This window comes from Levilactobacillus fujinensis (assembly GCF_003946335.1).
GTDB lineage: Bacteria > Bacillota > Bacilli > Lactobacillales > Lactobacillaceae > Levilactobacillus > Levilactobacillus fujinensis.
In genome coordinates, this window is sequence record NZ_RHNX01000001.1 from 78,019 (window position 1) to 97,494 (window position 19,476).

The window sequence follows — 19,476 nt, forward strand, 5'->3', positions numbered from 1 at the left end:
ACGGGCACAATCTGAGCCGGAGTGCGGCTGTTTTCGCCAATTTGGCAACGATACTCATTACTGTCGTAAGAAAAATGCGAATAATTTATGGAGTCAACATTTAGTTGGCTAAATCTATCCATCTTAATTTCCAGTTACACTACAGTTTTGGCGATTTCTTATCCAACCGTTCAACTTGCTCCTGTAACTGATCAACTTTGCCCGTTAACGTGTCGATTTTCGCTAAGAGTTCGCGGACGTTGGCTTGTTCCTGTGTATCTTGCGTGGTGACCGCTTTTTCTGTGTGATTGGTAATAAAACCCGTAATGGTACTGGTCAGCAACCCAATAAAACCAATTCCGCCAAACATTAGGACGCTGGCGATAATTTTACCAAAGGCGGTATGCGGCGTCTCGTCCCCGTACCCCACCGTTGTTGCCGTGGTGACCGCCCACCACAAAGAGTTGGCGAGGCTTTGTTTTTCAGTTAGGGAGAACAGAAACGCGCTGAACACGATAATGGCCACACTGATTGAAAAGAGATAGATGAACCCTGTTTGGTAAATGAATCGGTGGTAGGCCTTAGTCCATTTACCATCTAATCCTAACCGCCAAAAGAGATGGTGGAACCGAATCAGTCGCGCTAATCGCGCCAGCCGGAAGAAGGCAAAGACTGGATGAAGTGGGATGATACCCAGCAAATCAAAGGCCGACTGAATCAAAAATGTTTTCCGGTCCTTCGTGATGATCAACCGCACAAAATAGTCCATGGCAAATACGACGAGTAATCCGTTTGAGATCGCCATTTCTAGCGAGTGACTGCCCCATTGCAAGAGCATTAAAATCACGTTCAGAACCGATCCCAATGTCAATAATGTGACACCCCAATGGTAACCGACTAATGTGCGTGGTACTCGCTCGTTTCTCATGTTTCTTGTCCCCCCAATATCAACCCTTGAAATCATGCCCGTCAATCAAGCACTTATTTATACAATATAATCAAATTCAAGAATATTACCAGAAATATCTGCGAATTTTAGCCTTTAGTAAGATTTGTCGGTTAAAGCTCTAACCACACCAAAAAAGAATAGGACAAAAGGCGATTAACTGGCGAGCATTAAGGCTGATAACCGAATAATCCCGGACTTAGATTATTTGGTTATCAGTTTTAAGCGGAATCAACTGCCTTATGTCCCACGTTTCGGCACCATAGTGGCGTAAATAAAAGTTGCTCCTTTCAGAATTATTAGATTCTGAAAGGAGCAACTTTTTGCGTTATGTCCCACTCTCTTCTGTTACTAAAATTCTTATGCTAACCAACATTATTGTGATTAAACCCGGGAAATTCTATAGCTTTACCCCTCGACCGAATTCTCGTCTCATAATCTGAAATCACCAAAATTAGTAAAACTAACCTGGCAAACGCCAACTACATTCAAGTTGAACCCAATGCAACTGGAGAGATCACCATAGGTCAGTGGAATCCCTGACCGCCTTCAGTTCCGATTGTGCTCGTCCATTTCAAACGTTAAATTCCAACCGAGTGCTGCATTTAGCGTAAATCAATAATGTCTCTATAAGGCATTATCCACGTTATCTTAGAACACCCACGTCAGCCGAGAGGTCGGCAGATATGGGCTCAGGCGCGTCGTTCTACTTAGTCAGTGGTGGGGTCCACTGGCTTAGTAGAAAACCAAGCTTGGAGACTCGGCATTTTCGAGGCTTCAAGTTGTGTTCGCACCGATCCAGCCCATATCTGCTGGCCGGTAAGGCGATGACTGGACTACGCTGCCTAGTTTTAACCGCAGTATTGCTGTTACAACAGTCATACTAGGTGTTGTAGAACTTTCAACTTTAAGCCTTAACTAATTGCGCAAAGAAAGCTGGCACCAAAGCCTCATAAACCTCGATGGCCTTCAAATATTCCTGAATAGAGACGTATTCATCGACTTGATGCGACGTGTTGCTACCGGGACCAATTTCAATGCTGGTGAAGTCGGCTTTGGCCCGCAGAAATTCGGCGCCGTCGTTCGCACCACCGGAGCCCACGACTTTTGTATCGTGACCGCAGATTTTGTCACTGATTTGCTTAGCCAATTGGACCAATGGCGCATTTGGATCGCCCGGAATGGCCTCCTCCGGATAGCTGTATGACAACTCCAAATCGACAGTTGGTTCCTGATTCAATTTGGCAATCAGGGCTTCCAATTCGTCGTAAATGACTTGGTTGGGGTAAGCTGGAATCGTCCGCATGTTAGCCATCAATTCGGCGTGAGCGGGTATCGAATTGATCTGCTCCCCACCGGAAATCAGATCGACATTATGTAGCAAGCCGCCCAATACGGGATCGGTCTTGGTATACTGAGCCATGATTGGCCCAACCGCGTTATAAAATTTCATCAAGTTCGTAATCGCGTTGATGCCTTTTTCGGGGCTGGCACTGTGACTCCCCTTACCTGTCGACACGACCTTGTAATCAATGACGCCCCGCGCGGTGTAGACCACGTTGTCGAGGCCACTCGGTTCGGCAATGACAAGACCGGCGAGTTCATCGGCGTACCCGGCATCGGTCAACGTGGCCGCGCCGTATTCACCGGTCTCCTCGCCAACCGTCGCCAATAACCGAACGCTCCCCTTTAACGGCGTTCCTTGTTCGAGAAATTCCAGCATCGTGATGACAATGGCCGCCAAGCCACTCTTCATGTCCGACGCGCCCCGACCAAAGAGCTGATCACCGACGATCTCCCCACCAAATGGGTCGTGGCTCCACGCACCGTGTTCGCCAGGGTCAACAACGTCCATGTGCCCAGACAGGCCAATTTGTGGTCCCTTGCCAATCGTCACAACTAGATTGTCGCGGTTCTCAGCAAACGGAACTTTTTCGATCTTAGCCTGGGGGTAAGGCGCAAACAGGCTCGCAATGTAGTCGGCAACGGCGGTTTCGTTATCATTGACCGATGGAATCTGAATAATGTGCTGTAAAATCTCAATTTTGGTTTGGGGCGTCATGGACGTCATCCTTTCTCTAATCACTTTCTAATGTTATTAGCATACGCCCTTTTAACCAAAAAGCAACTGTTAATTGCAATTATATTAGATAATATTTAGTATATCGTATTTTTATACATTTTAAATGAATATTCGTGAGTGAAGAGACTCCTGCGGTATAATGAAGAGTGAACCACCTGACAAATCCGGGTCGACCAGCAATCACGGCCGACACCTGTTAGCGTGATTAATTTGAGGAGGGATTTTTATGCGAATCTTTGTGCCATCCGAAAACGGCTATTTAGCCGACGAATTCAGCAAGTACGCCACTGGTGACGATGTTTACGGCGGTCAGCCCGTTAAATCATTTCCCATCAGTTTATCCAAAATTCCCAAGAAGACGCAGACATTAGCACTCAATTTGATTGACTTTGATGCCGTACCTGTCAGCGGATTTCCGTGGATTCACTGGGTCGCCGCCAACTTCCCTGGGACGACCAGAGAGATTACCACCGATGTTTCCCGGACCAACGCCATTCCTCACGTTCACGGCCGCAACAGTAATGCTGGCTCCCTCATTGGGAACACGGACCCCGCCGTTTTTCAAAATTACACTGGGCCATTTCCACCCAATGAGGACCATGATTACAGTCTGACCGTTTACGCGTTGAACACCAAGCTCGACTTGGCCGACGGTTTCTGGTTGAATGACCTGCTTCATCAAATCAACGGGCACGTCTTAGATACCGCCACAATCACTTTGCGTGGTCGCGTTTAGGATGTCCGCCATTAAGAAGGGGTATTATGGAACAGAACTATAAACAGATTCTGGTGCCCGTCGACGGCTCCGTCCAAGCAGAACTGGCATTGAAAAAGGCCGTGACGGTCGCACAACAGAATCACGCACACATCGACTTGCTAAATGTGTTGCGTATTAATCATTATGGGTTTTACGCTAGCGGCTCCATGCCGGGTAGTGTGATTCACGACCTCGCACAGGACGCAACGGCCTACTTAACGTCGCTGATTGAAACGACTAAGGCGGCCACGGGCTTTGCTGATATGGACATTCACGTCCGATTTGGCAATCCCAAGACCGTCATTGCCCACGAATTCGTCCGCGACCACAAGAACGACCTGATTATGTTGGGGGCCACTGGCCTCAGCGCCGTTGCGCGAATGGTCGAAGGTTCAGTCACCTCTTACGTGAGTCGAATGTCGGCCATCGATGTCTTCGTGGTTCGAACCAACGAAGACGGCAAACCGCTTGACACTAAGCAGGCTGCTGAACAAAATCAAGAACAACCGAACCTTTCTAAGTAGCGAGCGTGGGGCTAAAATTAGGCAACGTTGCCCATCCATCGCCTTACCGGCCGGCAGATATGGACTGGATCGGTGCGAACACGCCTGAGCCCATATCTGCCGACCTCTCGGCTGACGTAGTTGGTTTGAGGCAACATGGATCATGCCGTTAGGAACGTTATTGAATTATGCTTAAATCTTAGTAGCCACTTGGGATTCAGTGATTGGAATTGACCTGCACAATCAGAGCCGGAGTGCGGCTGTTTTCACTAATTTAGCCGTAATAATTCCTACTGTCGCAAGAGTAACGCAAACATTTTGGCTTTCAACCTTCAGTTATCAGTTTTAAACGGAGTCAGCTGCCTTTTGGCCCACGTTTCAGCAATGTAAATTCGGAGATACCAAATGAGCCTGGGGGTTTATCCCAGGCTCATTTTTTCCGCCAATCATCTAATCGGCGTATACTATAGAAAAACTGGAGGTGCTTGAAGTGGCAGATTTTCCAACTGAATTACAACAACTGGCCAAGGCACCCGCCCTAAGCTTTACGGACGACCAGGTCCAGCTGTTATTGGCTCACGTGGGCGATTTAGATCCTACGATTCGCGACGACACGGTCTACACCCTCTTTGCACGGGGCTTGGATGAAGATGCGTTCACTCACTTGCAGTGTCAGGCCATCGCCAATAACTTGATGACCAAACGAGGACTCTTCACTGCCATCGATCAGCCGACCAACGACGCCGTCTTTCAGCGCACATTTTCGGCACTTTTGACGGCGGCTGTTCTGGATAGTGATGCCCAACAGCCCTGGCTGCCAGCCGAGGACCGCGACCAATTTTTCAACGATGCCTTGACCTACCTCATCCGTGAACGTGACCAACGGGGTTGGGTGCCAGACAAGGGGTGGGCCCATGGTGTCGCTCATGGTAGCGACTTGCTGGGATATGCCTGGCAGCATCCCCAGTTTCCCTTGAGCCAAACGCCGGCAGCACTGGTGACCCTTGCAACGGTCTTTTCCCGCCAGACAGCTCCTTTTCAATTCGATGAGGAACCTCGCCTAGCCATGCCACTGATTCAAGCCAAACGAGTGGACCATCTAACCACCCAGCAGCTCAATGACTGGCTAACCGCTACCGATCAACGTTTATGGCGCAACTTTTCGTTCGACCGTGAGCCTGCTGCGCGGTTGCACAACTGGTTAAGCTTCCTGCACCACCTCTACTTCTTGCTTCCGGGAGAAGCCACCACCCAGCAATTGATTACAACGCTAAGTCATCACTACTATCAGGTAAATGGCTATGTAAACTAAAAAGGTGTCACCATGATCTGATTTTTTTCAGATTATGGTGACCCCTTTGCTTTCGCTTTATTTGCGCCAAAACGTCGTTATTTCGGCCTTATCCGCGATGTTAAATGAAATGATCTGCTGCAATAGATCATAGTCCACGTCCTGAGTCCATTTGATCCGACCAAATTTCTTCCCTGGATTATACTTGGCGACCTGAATGGCATCAGCGAACTGTGCCATTGCCTGGTCTTCGGGAGCAAACGCCATATGCGCCTTGGCCACGCTAAACCCAATAATGAACGTTCCGTGGTCAGTAAACATCGGTTGATTCCACGCATAACGCTGTTCGAGCTGAGGAAAGGTCGTCTGGACCCAATTCAACACGGTACGCACACGCGCTTGGTGTTCCGCGTCGTCAATCTTTGCTAAGTAATCTTCAAATTCTGCAATCATAGATTCACCCCTAAACAGTTCAGTCATGGTCCATCGGCATCTCAAATTATTCTTATTGTAGCATGTTTTCTGGTTATGGGATTATAGAATCCTGTCATGCTCACGTTTAGTTTGCCGCACCCCAGCTATCAGAAAAATCAGCCGCTGCAGGGGACACTTCGGCCCAGCAGAACACCAACCTTCGCACTCACTTTGAAGCCCCGAAGACGACCACGCGGAATCCCAAGGTTCATCACCGACCAAAACGATATTACCGACAGGGTCTCAGCTCACGCTTACCACTGATTGACCACGTGATCGTCTTGCCAATAATACTCGACGGAAAACGCCAGGTAGAAATTCTTCGACTGCGGATCATTGACCGCACCTTCTTGCAATCTAGCGCCGGGATCGACCGTGACACCGAACCCAATGTCACGGGCATTATGCGTCTTCGCCATGTATTGCAAGGCCGTCGCAACCTTCGCCGTCAGCCCATCTATCAGGTAGTTACCACCTTGATCATTCACTGGCAGTGTCTGCATCCAGCCCAAGTCCATATCCTCAATGGCATTCAAACTCCCATCACCGATGAGATGCTTGTTCCCCTTGATACCAAACTTAGCGGGTTGCCATACCTTAGAACGGTCAGGTGTCAGCCCATTGATGCCATCATCGGCATACGTCATGTACTGCGCGAATGCCATCATTTTCTGGTTAAACGTATACTGACTCGCCAATCGTTGGGCCACGGCTGTTTGAACCTGTTTGGCCGTCATCTTCTGTAACGCAATATTTTGCTGCGTCTTTAAGGTTTGGTCGCGAGACATTTTGGCACTCACGACAGCCGGCGTCTGGGTGGTCGTTGTTGGTTTCAAGTAGCCACGCCAAATCCACCCCTTATGCGTCCCCGCAGCATTTTGCACATGGTAATAAATGGCCGATGTCCCCTTGGCCTTACGATACAATTTTTCATGGGCGTCGGTAAACCAGATTTCGCCTGGTTCCTCATAACCCATAGCATACAGTAAGCCCAGATGTTTCGAGTAGCGGCCACCCTGGGCGCGTGTAAACGCGTGTTGCCCCATACTCTTCCGCCAAACCAACCGCACGGACTGTGACCGGGCAGGTGAAGAATACATCACACTAACGGCCTTGGCTGATGTACCGGATAAAAAGAACATGCCGCCAGCGACTCCGAGGACACTGGCGAACTGAAGTAAACGTTTCATAGAATCCCTCCTCTGTTTCAGAGTAGCACTCTCACTTAACCAGTTCTGGCTAAAACTGATAATGGAGAGATTGATTGTTCCCGGAACCTGTTCAGCAACTCTTTTTCACACATAATCAGAGCCGGAGGCGTCCCTAGCCATATCAACAATGTTAGTTGGCGTTCTTCTTGGCTGACATCGCAGGACGACCTGAGAGCCACATACTCGGTTTTCAGGCGAGGCGGAAGCCCTAGCAGCCGGCGTGCACCCTTTTCACCTAATTTAGTGGTAACCCGCCTTACTGTCGCAAGCGTAACGTACCTAATTTGGTTTTCAAGCCATTTTAAAAGGGACGCCGTGACCACTACGACGTCCCCGATGGTTCTCTTCAATTCGACATGTTGCTAGTGGAACTGCATCCCACCATCAACTTCCAGTGTCTGTCCGGTAATGTAGTTGGAGTCTGGACCTGCCAAGAAGGCAACCCCGGCCGCAACGTCCTCTGGTTCGGACAGCCGACCCAGAGTAATGTCCTTCGCAAATGTCTGCATGCCCCATTCGTCGTCCTTGCCGGCATTTTGACCAACCTTGTGGGCGATGTCAAACATCATTGGGGTCTTTACAATACCTGGTGCGTAAGCGTTAGCCGTGATCCCTTCAGCAGCTAAGTCCCGCGCGACGACTTGGGTAATTCCCCGAATGGCAAACTTGGTGCCACTGTACAGGGCTAAGTTCGGATTCCCGACAACGCCGGCTTGAGAAGTTGCGTTAATAATCTTCCCACCATGGCCGAGTTCCTTCAATTTGGCATGCGCTGCTTGGATGCCCCACAGGGTTCCGGCAACGTTGACGTGGTACACTAAATCAAACTGTTCTGGGGTAATCGTGTCAATCGGCGTCGTGGGGCCAAGGCCGGCATTGTTGACGATAACGTCAAACCCACCGAGCTTGTCCGCAGTCGTGTTAACTGCAGCGAACACACTGTCACGGTCGGCAACGTCGACTTTAACAGCAACCGCCTTGCCACCATCAGCTTCGATAGCAGCAACGACTTTGTTGGCATTTTCCAAGTTCAAATCAGCAACTGATACTGCAAAACCATCATTGGCTAAACGTTTGGAAATGGCTTCTCCAATTCCTTGTCCGCCGCCAGTAACCATTGCTACTTTACCATTTGATGCCATGTGCCATTCACTCCTTCAGAATAAGTAGATTTCCAGGTACACCCACATTCTACCGGAAACAACGGGGTAATGAAAGCGATTGCGTGTGGAATATTTTTACCGTCTTAGTTGTTCAATTGAACTAATTAGTAAAAACGTTGCTACCCAAGCATCACGTTCATCGCAACGGTTAAGTGTCAACCATGAAACTATTGGCAGAGTAGTGTATCATGGACATAAGTGTTCGGAAACAAAATATTTTAAAGTGAGGTAACAACATGGAAACGACACAATTAAGCAACGGTGTGACCATCCCGATGCTGGGATTTGGGACTTATTTAATCGACAGTAAGGATGTCCCAGCAGCTATCAAAACGGCTCTAGACGCTGGCTATCGGCATTTAGACTGCGCCCACATCTACGGTAACGAACCAGCAGTTGGAACGGCCATCAAAGCCGCTGGCATTGACCGTGCTGACTTATTTATCACGTCTAAGCTTTGGAACGCTGATCAAGGGTATGATAAGACCCTAGCCGCTTTTGACCAAACTTTATCTGACTTACAGTTGGATTACCTAGATCTTTACCTAATTCATTGGCCAAACGAAAAGAACTTCGACCTGACGTTGGACACTTGGCGCGCCTTTGAGACCCTGTATCAACAAAAGAAGGTTCGGGCCATTGGTGTCTCTAACTTCTCCAAAGAACAACTCGAACAAGTCTTTGCGATGGCCAAGGTGAAACCTATGGTCAACCAAATCGAACGGCACCCCTACAAGGTACAAGCCGATTTAGGCAAGTTCGACACGGACAATGGTCTGGTCAACGAAGGCTATTCCCCAATCGGCCATGGCCACTTAATCCTCGAAGATCCGGTCATCACCAAGCTGGCCCAAAAATATGGCAAGTCACCCGCTCAAGTTGTCTTACGGTGGCAAATTGACACGGGCTTTGTGGTCTTCCCTAAGTCCTCAAAACCAGCACGGGTTAAGGAAAACTTCGAGATCTCTGGGTTTAACTTAACTGCCGCTGAAATTGAAGAAATTAACGGTTTGGATCAAGATAAGCATTTAAACTACGACTAAAGCATCAGTTTTAAGCGGGGTCAGTTGCCCTTTTGTCCCACGTTTCAGCACTGTAAATTCGGAGATACCAAAGGAGTCTGGTTTTTTTCGGGGCTGCTGAAAAGTCAGAAATTCAAGATTTTTAAAAATGAATTCCCAGAATATGTAGTCAAATAACCAGCAAAGCGGGAGAGCCTATCCGCTTTGCTGGTTATTTTTAAAGTTTGAGTGGGGTATTTTTAAATGGCAATTTATTTTTTCAGCAGCCCTGTTTTTCCCCAAACGCTTTTGAGTTCAGAGCCCAAAAAGGCCAGGACATTTATCCCGGCCTCCAAAATATCATATGATTAATTTTACTTTTGCGCGGTACTCAGACCAGGAACATCTTCTTCGCCGGCCTTTTCACGTAAGGTTGCTTCAATGTCTTCCAGCGACCGGTTCCGCGTTTCGAAGACCATCTTGTGAACGAACCAGATGGAGAGGAAACACAGCACACCGTAACCGATGAACAAACTCCCAGTACCGAAGAAATCCAGTAACGACGGGAACGTCAGGGAAACGATCATGTTCGCCGTCCAGTTGATCACACTGGCAAAGGAATTTCCCAAGCCCCGAATGTTCAACGGGAAGACTTCACCGATCATGACCCACATCACGGGGCCCCAAGTTGCGGAGAAGAACGCGATGTAGACGGTCAAAGCAATGACGGAAATAATCGCAGCTGTCTGTGACCCGCCAGAGAACTTCATGCCCATGCTCATCACGAACAAAGAAATACCCATCCCAACGGAACCAATAATCAACATCTTTTTCCGGTCGATCTTATCCATGATGGTCACGGCAACGGCGGTCACAATCACGTTGAATATCCCAATCCCAATGTGCGCTAACAACGCCGCTGAGACACCGAAACCAACGTCGGTAAAGATGGTTGGGGCATAGTACAACACGGTGTTACAGCCCATGACCTGTTGGAAGATGGCTAAGCCAACCCCGATAGTCAATGAAGGCCGAACCATTTTGCTAAAGAGTTCTGGCCAGCCGCCACTAACGACACCGGCTTGTTCCTTAATTTGACGAATCTCACGGTTAACGATCGTACTATTATGGCCGTTCATGGTATCAAGGACTTCACGGGCTTCATCAACACGCCCGGACTTGACCAAGAATCGTGGACTCTCTGGCAGGATCAACCCACCAAAAAAGAGCAGCGCGGCTGGAATAGTAGCGAAGCCTAACATCCAACGCCAACCGGTATATAGGCCGGAGAAACTGTAATTGGTGATATAAGCCAACAAGATTCCGGACATGACCATCAGTTGAAATAAACTGGCAACGGTTCCCCGTTTGTCAGCGGGTGCCAACTCAGCGAGGTACGTTGGAATCAACGCTGAAGCGGCCCCCACAGCCATTCCTAGAATCACCCGGAAGATGATCAATGACCAGAATTCCGGTGAGAATGCGGACCCTAACGCCCCAATCAAGAAGATAACGGCGGAGAGTAAAAGCAACTTACGCCGGCCATACCGGTCAGATGACGGTCCAATAATGGCAGCTCCTAGAATCGCACCTAACAGAACGGAGCTGACGACCCAGCCCTGTTGCCAAGCGCCTAAGTGCATTTGTTTTTGAATGAAGAGAATTGCGCCGGAGATAACCCCGGTATCGTAACCAAAGAGCAACCCGCCGAGGGCGCCAAAAAAGTAAATGAATCCGGTCGAAACTTTATGCATCGTTACTGACTTCCTTTGACGGTAAATCACCGTAGAATTTTTTGTAAGTTGGTATTCTACATGCAGTTAGTTGATTGCTTCAACCAACCATGTGATTACTATAGCACAATTCGACGAATTCTGAAAGCGTTTCCTATACTTTAACAATAGATTGTAACATTTCGCCTAATTCTCATGATTCGTGATTTTGTGTGAAAGCACACATGAATAATCATGAGTCTTAATTGTTATTTGGCGTAAATAAAAGGCTGCCATCACTTGTGAAAGGCCTGTCTGTTTATGCACTTAATGACCTCAAACCAGCCCTCTTTATACTAAGCTTGCTGCTCTGCCAATGACTGTTGCAAAGCCGCTTGATGGGGCTGCACACAAAAAGGCTACCATAACGGCAGCCTTTTCGTGAACACCACACAGGATCTACAGGGGTAAAGGGTCGATTATTTGCTGTGTGGCGCCTTGGGATGGAGCACCGCGGTCTTTTGGGGGATTGTCTGGTCACGGCCAAGATACATCTGGTAGTACGGCGGTACGGCGTTGACTACCTTCAGGAGCTTCTCCGTCAGAGCGGGCAACTCTGCCGGATCAACCTGTGGCAAGTCGGCTATCGTCACATCGCCATGGATGCCCTGGAACCGCTTGAGCCGTTCCAAGAGGTACCGGATGTCGTAACGCGAGGGGTTGACTTCCAGTGGCTTCTTGTCGAAGTTCAGCAGTTGATAAACGGCTTCTAACCCGGTCCGTACGGAAGTTTCTACCGTGAAGACCACGTCATCGTCGATTTCCACAAATTGCCCTAACAGGCCCAGGTTGGTGCACCCAGCCGGCACGCCCAGCGGACGGTCGCCAGCCTTCCGTGGCATGAACTGACTGGTACAGTACGGCATCATGGCCGTCGACATGTAGGTGTGGGCGAGAACTTCATCCTTGATGTCGAGCATTCCCAGATGATAGAGCAGTTCCGTCAGGATTTCATCTCCGGTACAGTCCCACATCCGTTTCTTAATGTAGTTCCCTTCATTTTCACCATACAGGCCATAACCCCAGCCGACTTCTTCGTCATCCGCTTGGTATGGGAAGAATGGCTTGTGGTGAATTTCAAAGGACATGTCCCAGTTGGAATCCTTGAACGTCATCAGGCCACCGGTACCAGCCGGACTGCCAGACATCTCTTCGATCCGCTTGAAGAATTCGGGGTAATCCTTAACCGTTGGGAAAAATGAGATCCACTTGGTCTTGTCGATTTGACCCAGGAACTTCTCGGGATGCCCGAATTTGGCGTCCTTCTTTGCTAAATTCTGCCAAATGGTGAAGGTTCCCATATCCTCAGTATCACGGTTCGTCGGTGCCACGGTATGGTTATCGCCGAAGGTACTGTTTTCACTGATAGACCCCGTCGTGACGAATACCAAGTCCTGCCGGTTCACATGTACGTTGGCGGCACTACCGTCGCGGGTCGCAATAATTTCATTGACCGTGTTATTGGCATCGGAAAAGCCAAGGTCGGTCACGTTAAAGTTATTTTCAAAGTGGACACCCTGGTCGATCAACCAACGTTCGATTGGTAAGATGATGGCGTCGTATTCGTTGTACTTCGTGTGAACGAAGCCCTCTAAGTATTCGTGCCGGGAAATAAAGGTGAACCGTTGCCAGTACCGGCGACATTCGATAGCACTGTGATAGTGCTTGAAGGCCAATTGGCTGTGGAAGCAAGTCCAGAAGTTGGTACGGAAAAATTCAGGATCGAAGAATTCATCCAACCGTTTGTCGGCCAACTCCTCTTCCGTCGAGTTCACGATCAGTTGCATAGCCGCTGCGTATTTTGGTTTTAATTTGTAATCGTGATAGTGGCTGTCAATCTCGCCTTGGTTAATGATGACCCGCGCTTCACTGTGAATAGGTTCGTCACGGTTGAAGTCAACCACGTCATCCAACACCGTTCGACCCGGATTCTCCAATGATGGGATCTTACTGCAAAGGTACCACAGACATTCCATGTAAGGTTCCAGCTCACGTTCAGCCCGACACAGGTAACCTTGACTGTCCTTGGTCCCGTCCATCGAGCCACCCATAACGGGCTTCTTCTCAAAAATGGTAATGTTACGCGCTGGCATCTGCGCGTCATCGATCAGAAATGCTGCTGTTGCCAATCCAGCAATCCCACCACCAACAATATTTGCACGTCGATCGTCAATCCCAGCCGGTTTTAGCGGCCGATACATCGTTTGATAGATATTCATGGAGATGACCTTCTTCGTTTTGGATTTCTTGCTTGTCTCCACGATACGGCCAGAAGAAAGCGGAAACAATTGACAGAAAAAGCGAGTTGTCAAAATTTTGACAGCTCGCTGGAAGTGTAAAATTCAATTCGATCACATCCGCCATTTGGTAAATTATCGATGACCTCGCAGATCGGCAGCTGGCGGGCTAATCGCCTACTCCGCGTACTTATGTAACGCCTTTTTAAAATCCCCCTGAATCAACACGCCGGTCTGTTCAACGATATCACGAGGATCCTCTTTGAGCCCATCCTTGACCCATTCGAAGATCAATGCAATGAACGCCAGACTGTAAAAATGCGCAATGAAATCCTTGTGTTTCTGCGCCACCTGCATACCCACTGCTTGGCGCTCAACGACGGCTAATATGTATTGATAGAGCACTGTATAGATGTATTTCTCCAGCAAATCACGGTACGCCGACTGATAGGTGTTCTCTACCAGGTAGCGGTTGGCCTTGATGGTCATCATCACGTTGCAGAAGCCGTGCTGCCAATTGTCATAATCTGCGACGTTCTTGAGTGACTCAGCCGTTGCCTCCTTGGCCGTCCACTCGACCAGTTCATAGATGTCACTGAAATGATTATAAAAGGTCTGCCGTGTTAGATCACAGGCATCAACGATTGATTTGATCGTAATCTTATCGACCGGCGTTCGTTGCAACTGGGTTACCAGCGCCGCCGAAAGCTGTTGCTTGGTATTCTTTCCCATAGGTCATCGCCCCTCACAAGGCCAGTATATAATGATTGGCCGATAGGAACAATGGCCGTCAGTTATTGCTAATAACCGCTACCCATCAGTACGCAAAAAAGCCATCGCAGTCCACCTTACAACCGCAATATTGCGATGGCGCCCTTCTGGTAAGACTTGACAACCTTGGTCAAACAAACATTTTCATACCGGCGGATCATCGTCTTTGCACGAACTTGTTTGACCGGTTTGGACGCCGTCTTTAACTGACTATGACTGACTGACTGCGAATTAGACGGTTCCTCCAGACTATCCGCAAACGCCTCAACCGCAGTACTCACTTCTACAGCATAACCGTTAACACCACGCTGCGAGACATCTAGGTGCCAAGTCAGGCCAATACCCATTGTCATCACTAGAACCAACAAACCTTTATACCATTTATTTGAAATTATTTTTCTCCTCCATTAACTGCATCTTATCATTAGTTTTTTCTATATATTAACTATAACATTAAAACGATGTTTAGACATGCCACACATTTAAGTGTGTGGATAGTTTGTCGTTCATACTCGTTCAGGCTGCCGGCTCATATTATAGAAGAGATACTTCACTATTTGAATCTATTTATTTCTAAATGTTTTCTAAAGACATCTATTTCAAGCGCTTTCATTATCAGCAAGTCTCACCGTAAGCACGTTACGAACCTTGTAAAGACAGCTAACTTTTCTGAATAGCAGAATTATCTGTCAGGTCATTTACTACGCCTTGAATAAGCTATCTATATCGCCATTTATACGTAAGCACCTAATAACTAAGCTAGGCGACGAAGAATCTCATCACCTAGTCAGTGCCCTACATTATTTACCATAAATCATTGATTTAACAATATTCTTATTGACAAGACGTAGAAAAAGGCCTCCGCCAGATAGCGAAGACCCTTTCTAACGCCTATAGTTCTTCCTTACGGTAGTCCAACAGTTGTTCACTGATGGCCTTAGTCTGCTTGTAGACTTGCTTGTAGATAGCATGCATCTTTTCATACTTCTTCACGTTCTCTGGGTTTGGTTCGTAAGCCTTGCCAAAGTGAACGAAAGTCTGTGCACAGTCCTGTAAGGAATCGAACCAACCTAGACCGGTAGCCGCAATCATTGCAGCCCCCATGCCAGGCCCCTGCTCGTTCTTCAGACTGACAACTTTACGGTTAAAGATGTCGGCTTGGATCTGCAACCAGAGTGGACTCTTGGCGCCCCCACCGATAGAAACGACCGTGTCAAAGTCACCACCGTTTTCCTCGTAGATATCAAAGAGATCTCTAAACGAGAAGACGATGCCTTCCAGAACAGCACGGACGAAATCATAACGTTGATGAGTTCCGTCGACCCCAGTAAAGCTCCCCCGGATATTGGCATCCGCGTAAGGTGCCCGTTCACCGACAATGTACGGCGTGTACAGGAGGCCATTAGCCCCAACTGTTGACTTCGCCGCACTCGCAACGAAATCGGTGAAATCCTCTGCGGGAGCGAAGGTCTTCTTGAACCAGCTGAGGGAGTACCCAGCGGCCAAAGTGACCCCCATGGAGTAATATTTATCAGGAATCGCGTGGTCTTCAAATTGAAGTACCCCGTGATAGTTAACGTCAGCATTGTCTTCATATTTCAAGACAACCCCAGACGTCCCGATACTTGACAGAACCATGTTCGGGTGGAGAATCCCCGCCCCAACTGCACCAGCCGCGTTATCAGCGGCGCCACCAAAGACCTTGGTGGCGGTGGTCAAACCAGAAAATTCTGCGTAGGCCGGCGTAACCGTTCCAGCAAAATCAACGGACTTGATCAATGGTGGGCACATACTCATTGGAATATCGAACGTATCACAAATTTTCTTGCTCCATTCGCCCTTGGCAACGTCGAGTAAGACGGTCCCAGTTGCATCGGAGTAGTCCATTGCGAGGTTACCCGTCATTCGGTAACGTACGTAGTCTTTAGGCAAGACAAAGTACTTGGCTTTGGCCCAGATATCGGGTTCGTTTTCCTTGACCCACAACAGCTTGGTCAGCGTAAAGCCTTCCAGTGGTTGGTTCCGGGTAATGTCGACGAACTCGTCACCGAGCTTGGCTTCAATTTCTTCACGTTGTGGCGTGCTCCGAGTATCATTCCAGAGAATCGATGGGCGCAAGACCTTCTTGTTCTCATCCAGCAGAACTAACCCGTGCATTTGCCCAGAAAAGCTCAAGCCCTCGATTTCTTCAGCCGCTAAATGGTCGGTCAAAATCAACCGGACAATCGCGACCGTCGTCCCGGAAACCCAGTCTTCAGGATTTTGCTCGTTGTAGCCGGGCTGCTTTTGAATTAAATCATAGTCAAAACTTTCTTGGGCGACGATCTGGCCGCTGTGATCTAGCGCTGAAACTTTAACGGCACTAGTCCCCAGGTCAACGCCGAGTACATACTTCCCCATCGGTCATTCCTCCTAGTTTATATCGCGTCATAAAAATGGCGGGCGGACACACGGTCCGTCCGTCATTCTATTGTCAGTTATTTTTCGTAGTGTAAAGGATTACTTGCTCAACGTTTCTACGATGTAGTGGTTGATGGTATCCTTAACTTCTTCCAAGTGGTCGGAGTGGGTAGCAGCAATCAATTCAGATTGTGGCTTGTCGATAGCGTAGTTTTCAAGGGACTTTAAGTCAGCCTTGCCGCTTTCGATGTCAGCACCAACACCGGATTCGTATGAGCTGTAACGGTCAGCCTTTAAGTTGTCCAAGAAGCCATCTGCCTTCATAGCAGCAGCAACACGCAGGCCGGCAGCAAAGCTGTCCATACCAACAATGTGGCCTAAGAAGAGGTCTTCTGGGGCAAATGATGAACGACGAGGCTTAGCATCGAAGTTCAACCCACCGCGAGGTCCGATGCTGCCATTTTCAACAACTTCGTACATTGCAGCAGTGGTTTCGTACAAGTTAGATGGGTATTCATCAATATCCCAGCCGATCAACTTGTCACCTTGGTTGGCATCCAATGAACCTAACAAGCCAGCTTCACGAGCAACACGGATTTCGTGTTGGTAAGTATGGCCAGCCAAGTTAGCATGGTTCCCTTCCAAGTTCAACTTGAAGTCTTTGTCCAAGTCGTATTCCTTCATGAACGCAATAGTAGTTGCGGCATCGAAGTCGTATTGGTGCGTCGTTGGTTCCTTTGGCTTTGGTTCGAGCAACATTTGTGCGTCGAAGCCAATTTCGTTAGCGTAGTCCTTAGCCATATGGAATAACTTAGCAGCATGTTCTTGTTCTTGCTTCATGTTGGTGTTCCAGAGTGATTCGTAACCTTCACGGCCGCCCCAGAAGACATAGTTTTCAGAACCAACACGCTTACCAATTTCCAAACTGTGCTTCAATTGAGCAGCACTGTAGGCAAAGATATCAGCGTATGGAGAAGTCCCAGCACCTTCGACGAAACGAGGGTTCGTGAACATGTTCGATGTGTTCCACAAAACCTTCATGCCAGAAGTCTTTTGGTATTCAACAATCTTGGCAACAACCTTGTCCAGGTTGGCGTTAGTTTCACGTAACGTATCGCCTTCTGGTGCCAAGTCGCGGTCATGGAAGCAAAGGTAATCTACACCTAATTTGTTGTAGAATTCGAATGCAGCGTCAACCTTGGCTAAGGCTAAGTCCATAGGATCAGTGTACTTGTCGTAAGGACGTTGGGCAGTCCCGTCACCGAATGGGTCAACTAAACGTTGATCGAACGTGTGCCAGTAAGCTACGGCGAAACGTAACCAATCTTTCATTTTCTTTCCGGCAATAACTTCTTCCGGATTGTAGTATTGGAATCCTAAACCAGATTTCTTATCTTGATGGCCGACATATTGAATCTTGTCGATACCTTTCCAGTATTCTTCAGTCATAATTTTATAATACCCTCCTAGTTAGTTCGTTGCGACAACCAACTTACAAATACTAGTATACAATCTTTTAAATTGAATGCAAGCGTTTTCGCCAAAAAAGTTTAAAAAAATCAGGCCAAACATCATTTCGAGTCAAATCGACAAAAAGCCGGTTCTTTCCTGCACTGTTTCTACTATATTAATGACCTCTGGTAGTGGCCCATCAAAAAAGCCCAGGAAAGATCTCCCGGGCTGCATCATTTCGTTTATTTTTCTGTGTCGAGTGGTCGGTCAAAGTTCAACTCGTAGCCTTCAAGGCCCAACACTTGATGGCTGATCAGGGAACAGCCACCTAAGACCGTTGCTAAGCGTGCGTTAGTGGTCAACTCAATGCCTAACTCAGCATCTGCCAATTGGTGGTAGACCCGTCGAATATCAGTCAAAAGATCCGGTAGTTCTTCTACTAAAGGTGAGTTAATGAAGAACGCGTCAGGGTCAAGCGTCCGCATGGTGTTGTAGATCAACCCAGCAATCGCCGTACTGAAGGTCTGTAACGCCTTAACGGTCTCCGGATCCTTAGCCTGTGCTAACCGAACGATATCCTCGCGGTCCAACGAATCAACACCCTTGGCTTGTTCGACCTGTCGAATCACGGCGTCCTCGGAACTGATGTCTTCGGCGTGAATCGCATGGGATTTGCCATTACCATCAATTTCGATACTGGCAATGGTCCGGCCAATTTCACCGGCGTCCCCGTGTTCACCCCGGAACAGATCCCGGTGGAGAATGACCCCGGCACCGATTCCACGGTGAATACTAATGGTGACAGTACTGTTGAGCTGCCGAGCACCGTTAAAATCCCGTTCGTAAATGGCAGACAAATTCGCTTCATTTTCCAAAACGACCGGAACATCATAAGTCGACGTGAAGAGGTTTTCGAGGTCGACCCCGTCCATGTCGATGAACGGTGAGGTCTGGACCTTATTATGCAAAACGATCCCGTGAATGGAAAAACAAATTCCTAATAGGCCATTACTCGTCTTATCTTCTGCCTGAATTTGCGCGATATATTGCTTGATACGATCAATCATGTCATGGATCGATCGGCCCTTTGTTTCGATGCGGTCGTACTTCCACACGTGACCGTTCAATAGTGTCACCAGCGCATGTAGATGCCGATACCCCAAATCAAACGTTAAGGTGTAGCCGTAGTTACGGTTGATTTCAACCAACGTCGGTTTGCGCCCACCCGCTGTCGAAGCCTCCCCCAGGCCTAATTCTGTCAAGTAACCGGCGGCCATCAGCGTATTGTAGAGCGATGAGACCGTGGACTTATTCAGGTGAAGCTGGTGAGAAATTTCAATTCGCGAGGTGGGATGGTTGTTAAAAATCTGCTGCAGCACAAACTTCAGGTTCTGATCGTGTAACTGATTCCGATTCATACTTTGACGAACCATCCA

At 48.3% G+C, this 19,476-nt stretch carries 16 protein-coding genes; 4 read left to right on the forward strand and 12 right to left on the reverse strand.

What is annotated here, in order from left to right:
* Positions 1–139: 139 nt before the first annotated feature.
* On the reverse strand, positions 140–907 hold the full coding sequence (locus tag EKM89_RS00335; RefSeq protein WP_125685169.1) for a potassium channel family protein: 768 nt from the start codon (positions 905–907) through the stop codon (positions 140–142).
* 925 nt (positions 908–1,832) lie between these two features.
* Positions 1,833–2,987, reverse strand: a complete 1,155-nt coding sequence (locus tag EKM89_RS00340) for an ArgE/DapE family deacylase (RefSeq protein ID WP_125685256.1) — start codon at positions 2,985–2,987, stop codon at positions 1,833–1,835.
* A 247-nt stretch (positions 2,988–3,234) separates the two neighbouring features.
* Here EKM89_RS00340 and EKM89_RS00345 point away from each other — a divergent pair, with 247 nt between their 5' ends.
* The 3 genes from EKM89_RS00345 (at position 3,235) to EKM89_RS00355 (ending at position 5,580) form a co-directional block, all read left to right on the forward strand.
* On the forward strand, positions 3,235–3,744 hold the full coding sequence (locus tag EKM89_RS00345) for a YbhB/YbcL family Raf kinase inhibitor-like protein (protein ID WP_125685170.1): 510 nt from the start codon (positions 3,235–3,237) through the stop codon (positions 3,742–3,744).
* Between the two features lie 26 nt (positions 3,745–3,770).
* Positions 3,771–4,289 (forward strand): universal stress protein, encoded by a 519-nt coding sequence (locus EKM89_RS00350; protein ID WP_164510457.1) that lies wholly within the window; start codon positions 3,771–3,773, stop codon positions 4,287–4,289.
* A gap of 469 nt (positions 4,290–4,758) precedes the next feature.
* The gene (locus EKM89_RS00355) at positions 4,759–5,580 is read left to right on the forward strand and encodes a DUF2785 domain-containing protein (RefSeq protein WP_125685172.1); all 822 of its coding nucleotides are present in this window, start codon (positions 4,759–4,761) and stop codon (positions 5,578–5,580) included.
* A gap of 57 nt (positions 5,581–5,637) precedes the next feature.
* Here the strand turns inward: EKM89_RS00355 and EKM89_RS00360 are convergent, their stop codons facing one another.
* The 3 genes from EKM89_RS00360 to EKM89_RS00370 all read right to left on the reverse strand — a co-directional run bounded on the left by EKM89_RS00360 (position 5,638) and on the right by EKM89_RS00370 (position 8,386).
* Positions 5,638–6,012, reverse strand: coding sequence for an iron chaperone (locus EKM89_RS00360; RefSeq protein WP_318530987.1), 375 nt, complete (start codon positions 6,010–6,012; stop codon positions 5,638–5,640).
* A gap of 275 nt (positions 6,013–6,287) precedes the next feature.
* A complete protein-coding gene (locus EKM89_RS00365) occupies positions 6,288–7,223 on the reverse strand; it encodes a hypothetical protein (protein WP_125685173.1) in 936 nt (311 codons plus the stop codon).
* Between the two features lie 383 nt (positions 7,224–7,606).
* Entirely contained in the window at positions 7,607–8,386 is a 780-nt protein-coding gene (locus EKM89_RS00370) for a (S)-acetoin forming diacetyl reductase (RefSeq protein WP_125685174.1), read from the reverse strand.
* Between the two features lie 257 nt (positions 8,387–8,643).
* On the opposite strand from EKM89_RS00370, the gene EKM89_RS00375 reads away from it, so the two are divergent.
* Positions 8,644–9,450 (forward strand): aldo/keto reductase, encoded by an 807-nt coding sequence (locus tag EKM89_RS00375; RefSeq protein ID WP_125685175.1) that lies wholly within the window; start codon positions 8,644–8,646, stop codon positions 9,448–9,450.
* A 332-nt stretch (positions 9,451–9,782) separates the two neighbouring features.
* On the opposite strand, the gene EKM89_RS00380 is transcribed toward EKM89_RS00375, so the two are convergent.
* The 7 genes from EKM89_RS00380 to EKM89_RS00410 all read right to left on the reverse strand — a co-directional run bounded on the left by EKM89_RS00380 (position 9,783) and on the right by EKM89_RS00410 (position 19,473).
* Entirely contained in the window at positions 9,783–11,162 is a 1,380-nt protein-coding gene (locus tag EKM89_RS00380; protein WP_125685176.1) for a sugar porter family MFS transporter, read from the reverse strand.
* Between the two features lie 437 nt (positions 11,163–11,599).
* Entirely contained in the window at positions 11,600–13,399 is a 1,800-nt protein-coding gene (locus tag EKM89_RS00385) for an oleate hydratase (RefSeq protein WP_125685177.1), read from the reverse strand.
* Positions 13,400–13,594: 195 nt separating this feature from the next.
* Positions 13,595–14,149 (reverse strand): TetR/AcrR family transcriptional regulator, encoded by a 555-nt coding sequence (locus EKM89_RS00390; protein ID WP_125685178.1) that lies wholly within the window; start codon positions 14,147–14,149, stop codon positions 13,595–13,597.
* A gap of 116 nt (positions 14,150–14,265) precedes the next feature.
* The gene (locus EKM89_RS00395; protein ID WP_125685179.1) at positions 14,266–14,541 is read right to left on the reverse strand and encodes a hypothetical protein; all 276 of its coding nucleotides are present in this window, start codon (positions 14,539–14,541) and stop codon (positions 14,266–14,268) included.
* A gap of 538 nt (positions 14,542–15,079) precedes the next feature.
* Positions 15,080–16,588, reverse strand: coding sequence for a xylulokinase (xylB, locus tag EKM89_RS00400; RefSeq protein ID WP_125685180.1), 1,509 nt, complete (start codon positions 16,586–16,588; stop codon positions 15,080–15,082).
* 99 nt (positions 16,589–16,687) lie between these two features.
* Positions 16,688–18,037 (reverse strand): xylose isomerase, encoded by a 1,350-nt coding sequence (gene xylA, locus EKM89_RS00405; RefSeq protein ID WP_125685181.1) that lies wholly within the window; start codon positions 18,035–18,037, stop codon positions 16,688–16,690.
* A gap of 245 nt (positions 18,038–18,282) precedes the next feature.
* Positions 18,283–19,473 carry an ROK family protein gene (locus tag EKM89_RS00410; protein WP_125685182.1) on the reverse strand — a complete coding sequence of 397 codons (1,191 nt, stop codon included), beginning with the start codon at positions 19,471–19,473 and terminating at the stop codon, positions 18,283–18,285.
* Between the last annotated feature and the right edge of the window lie 3 nt (positions 19,474–19,476).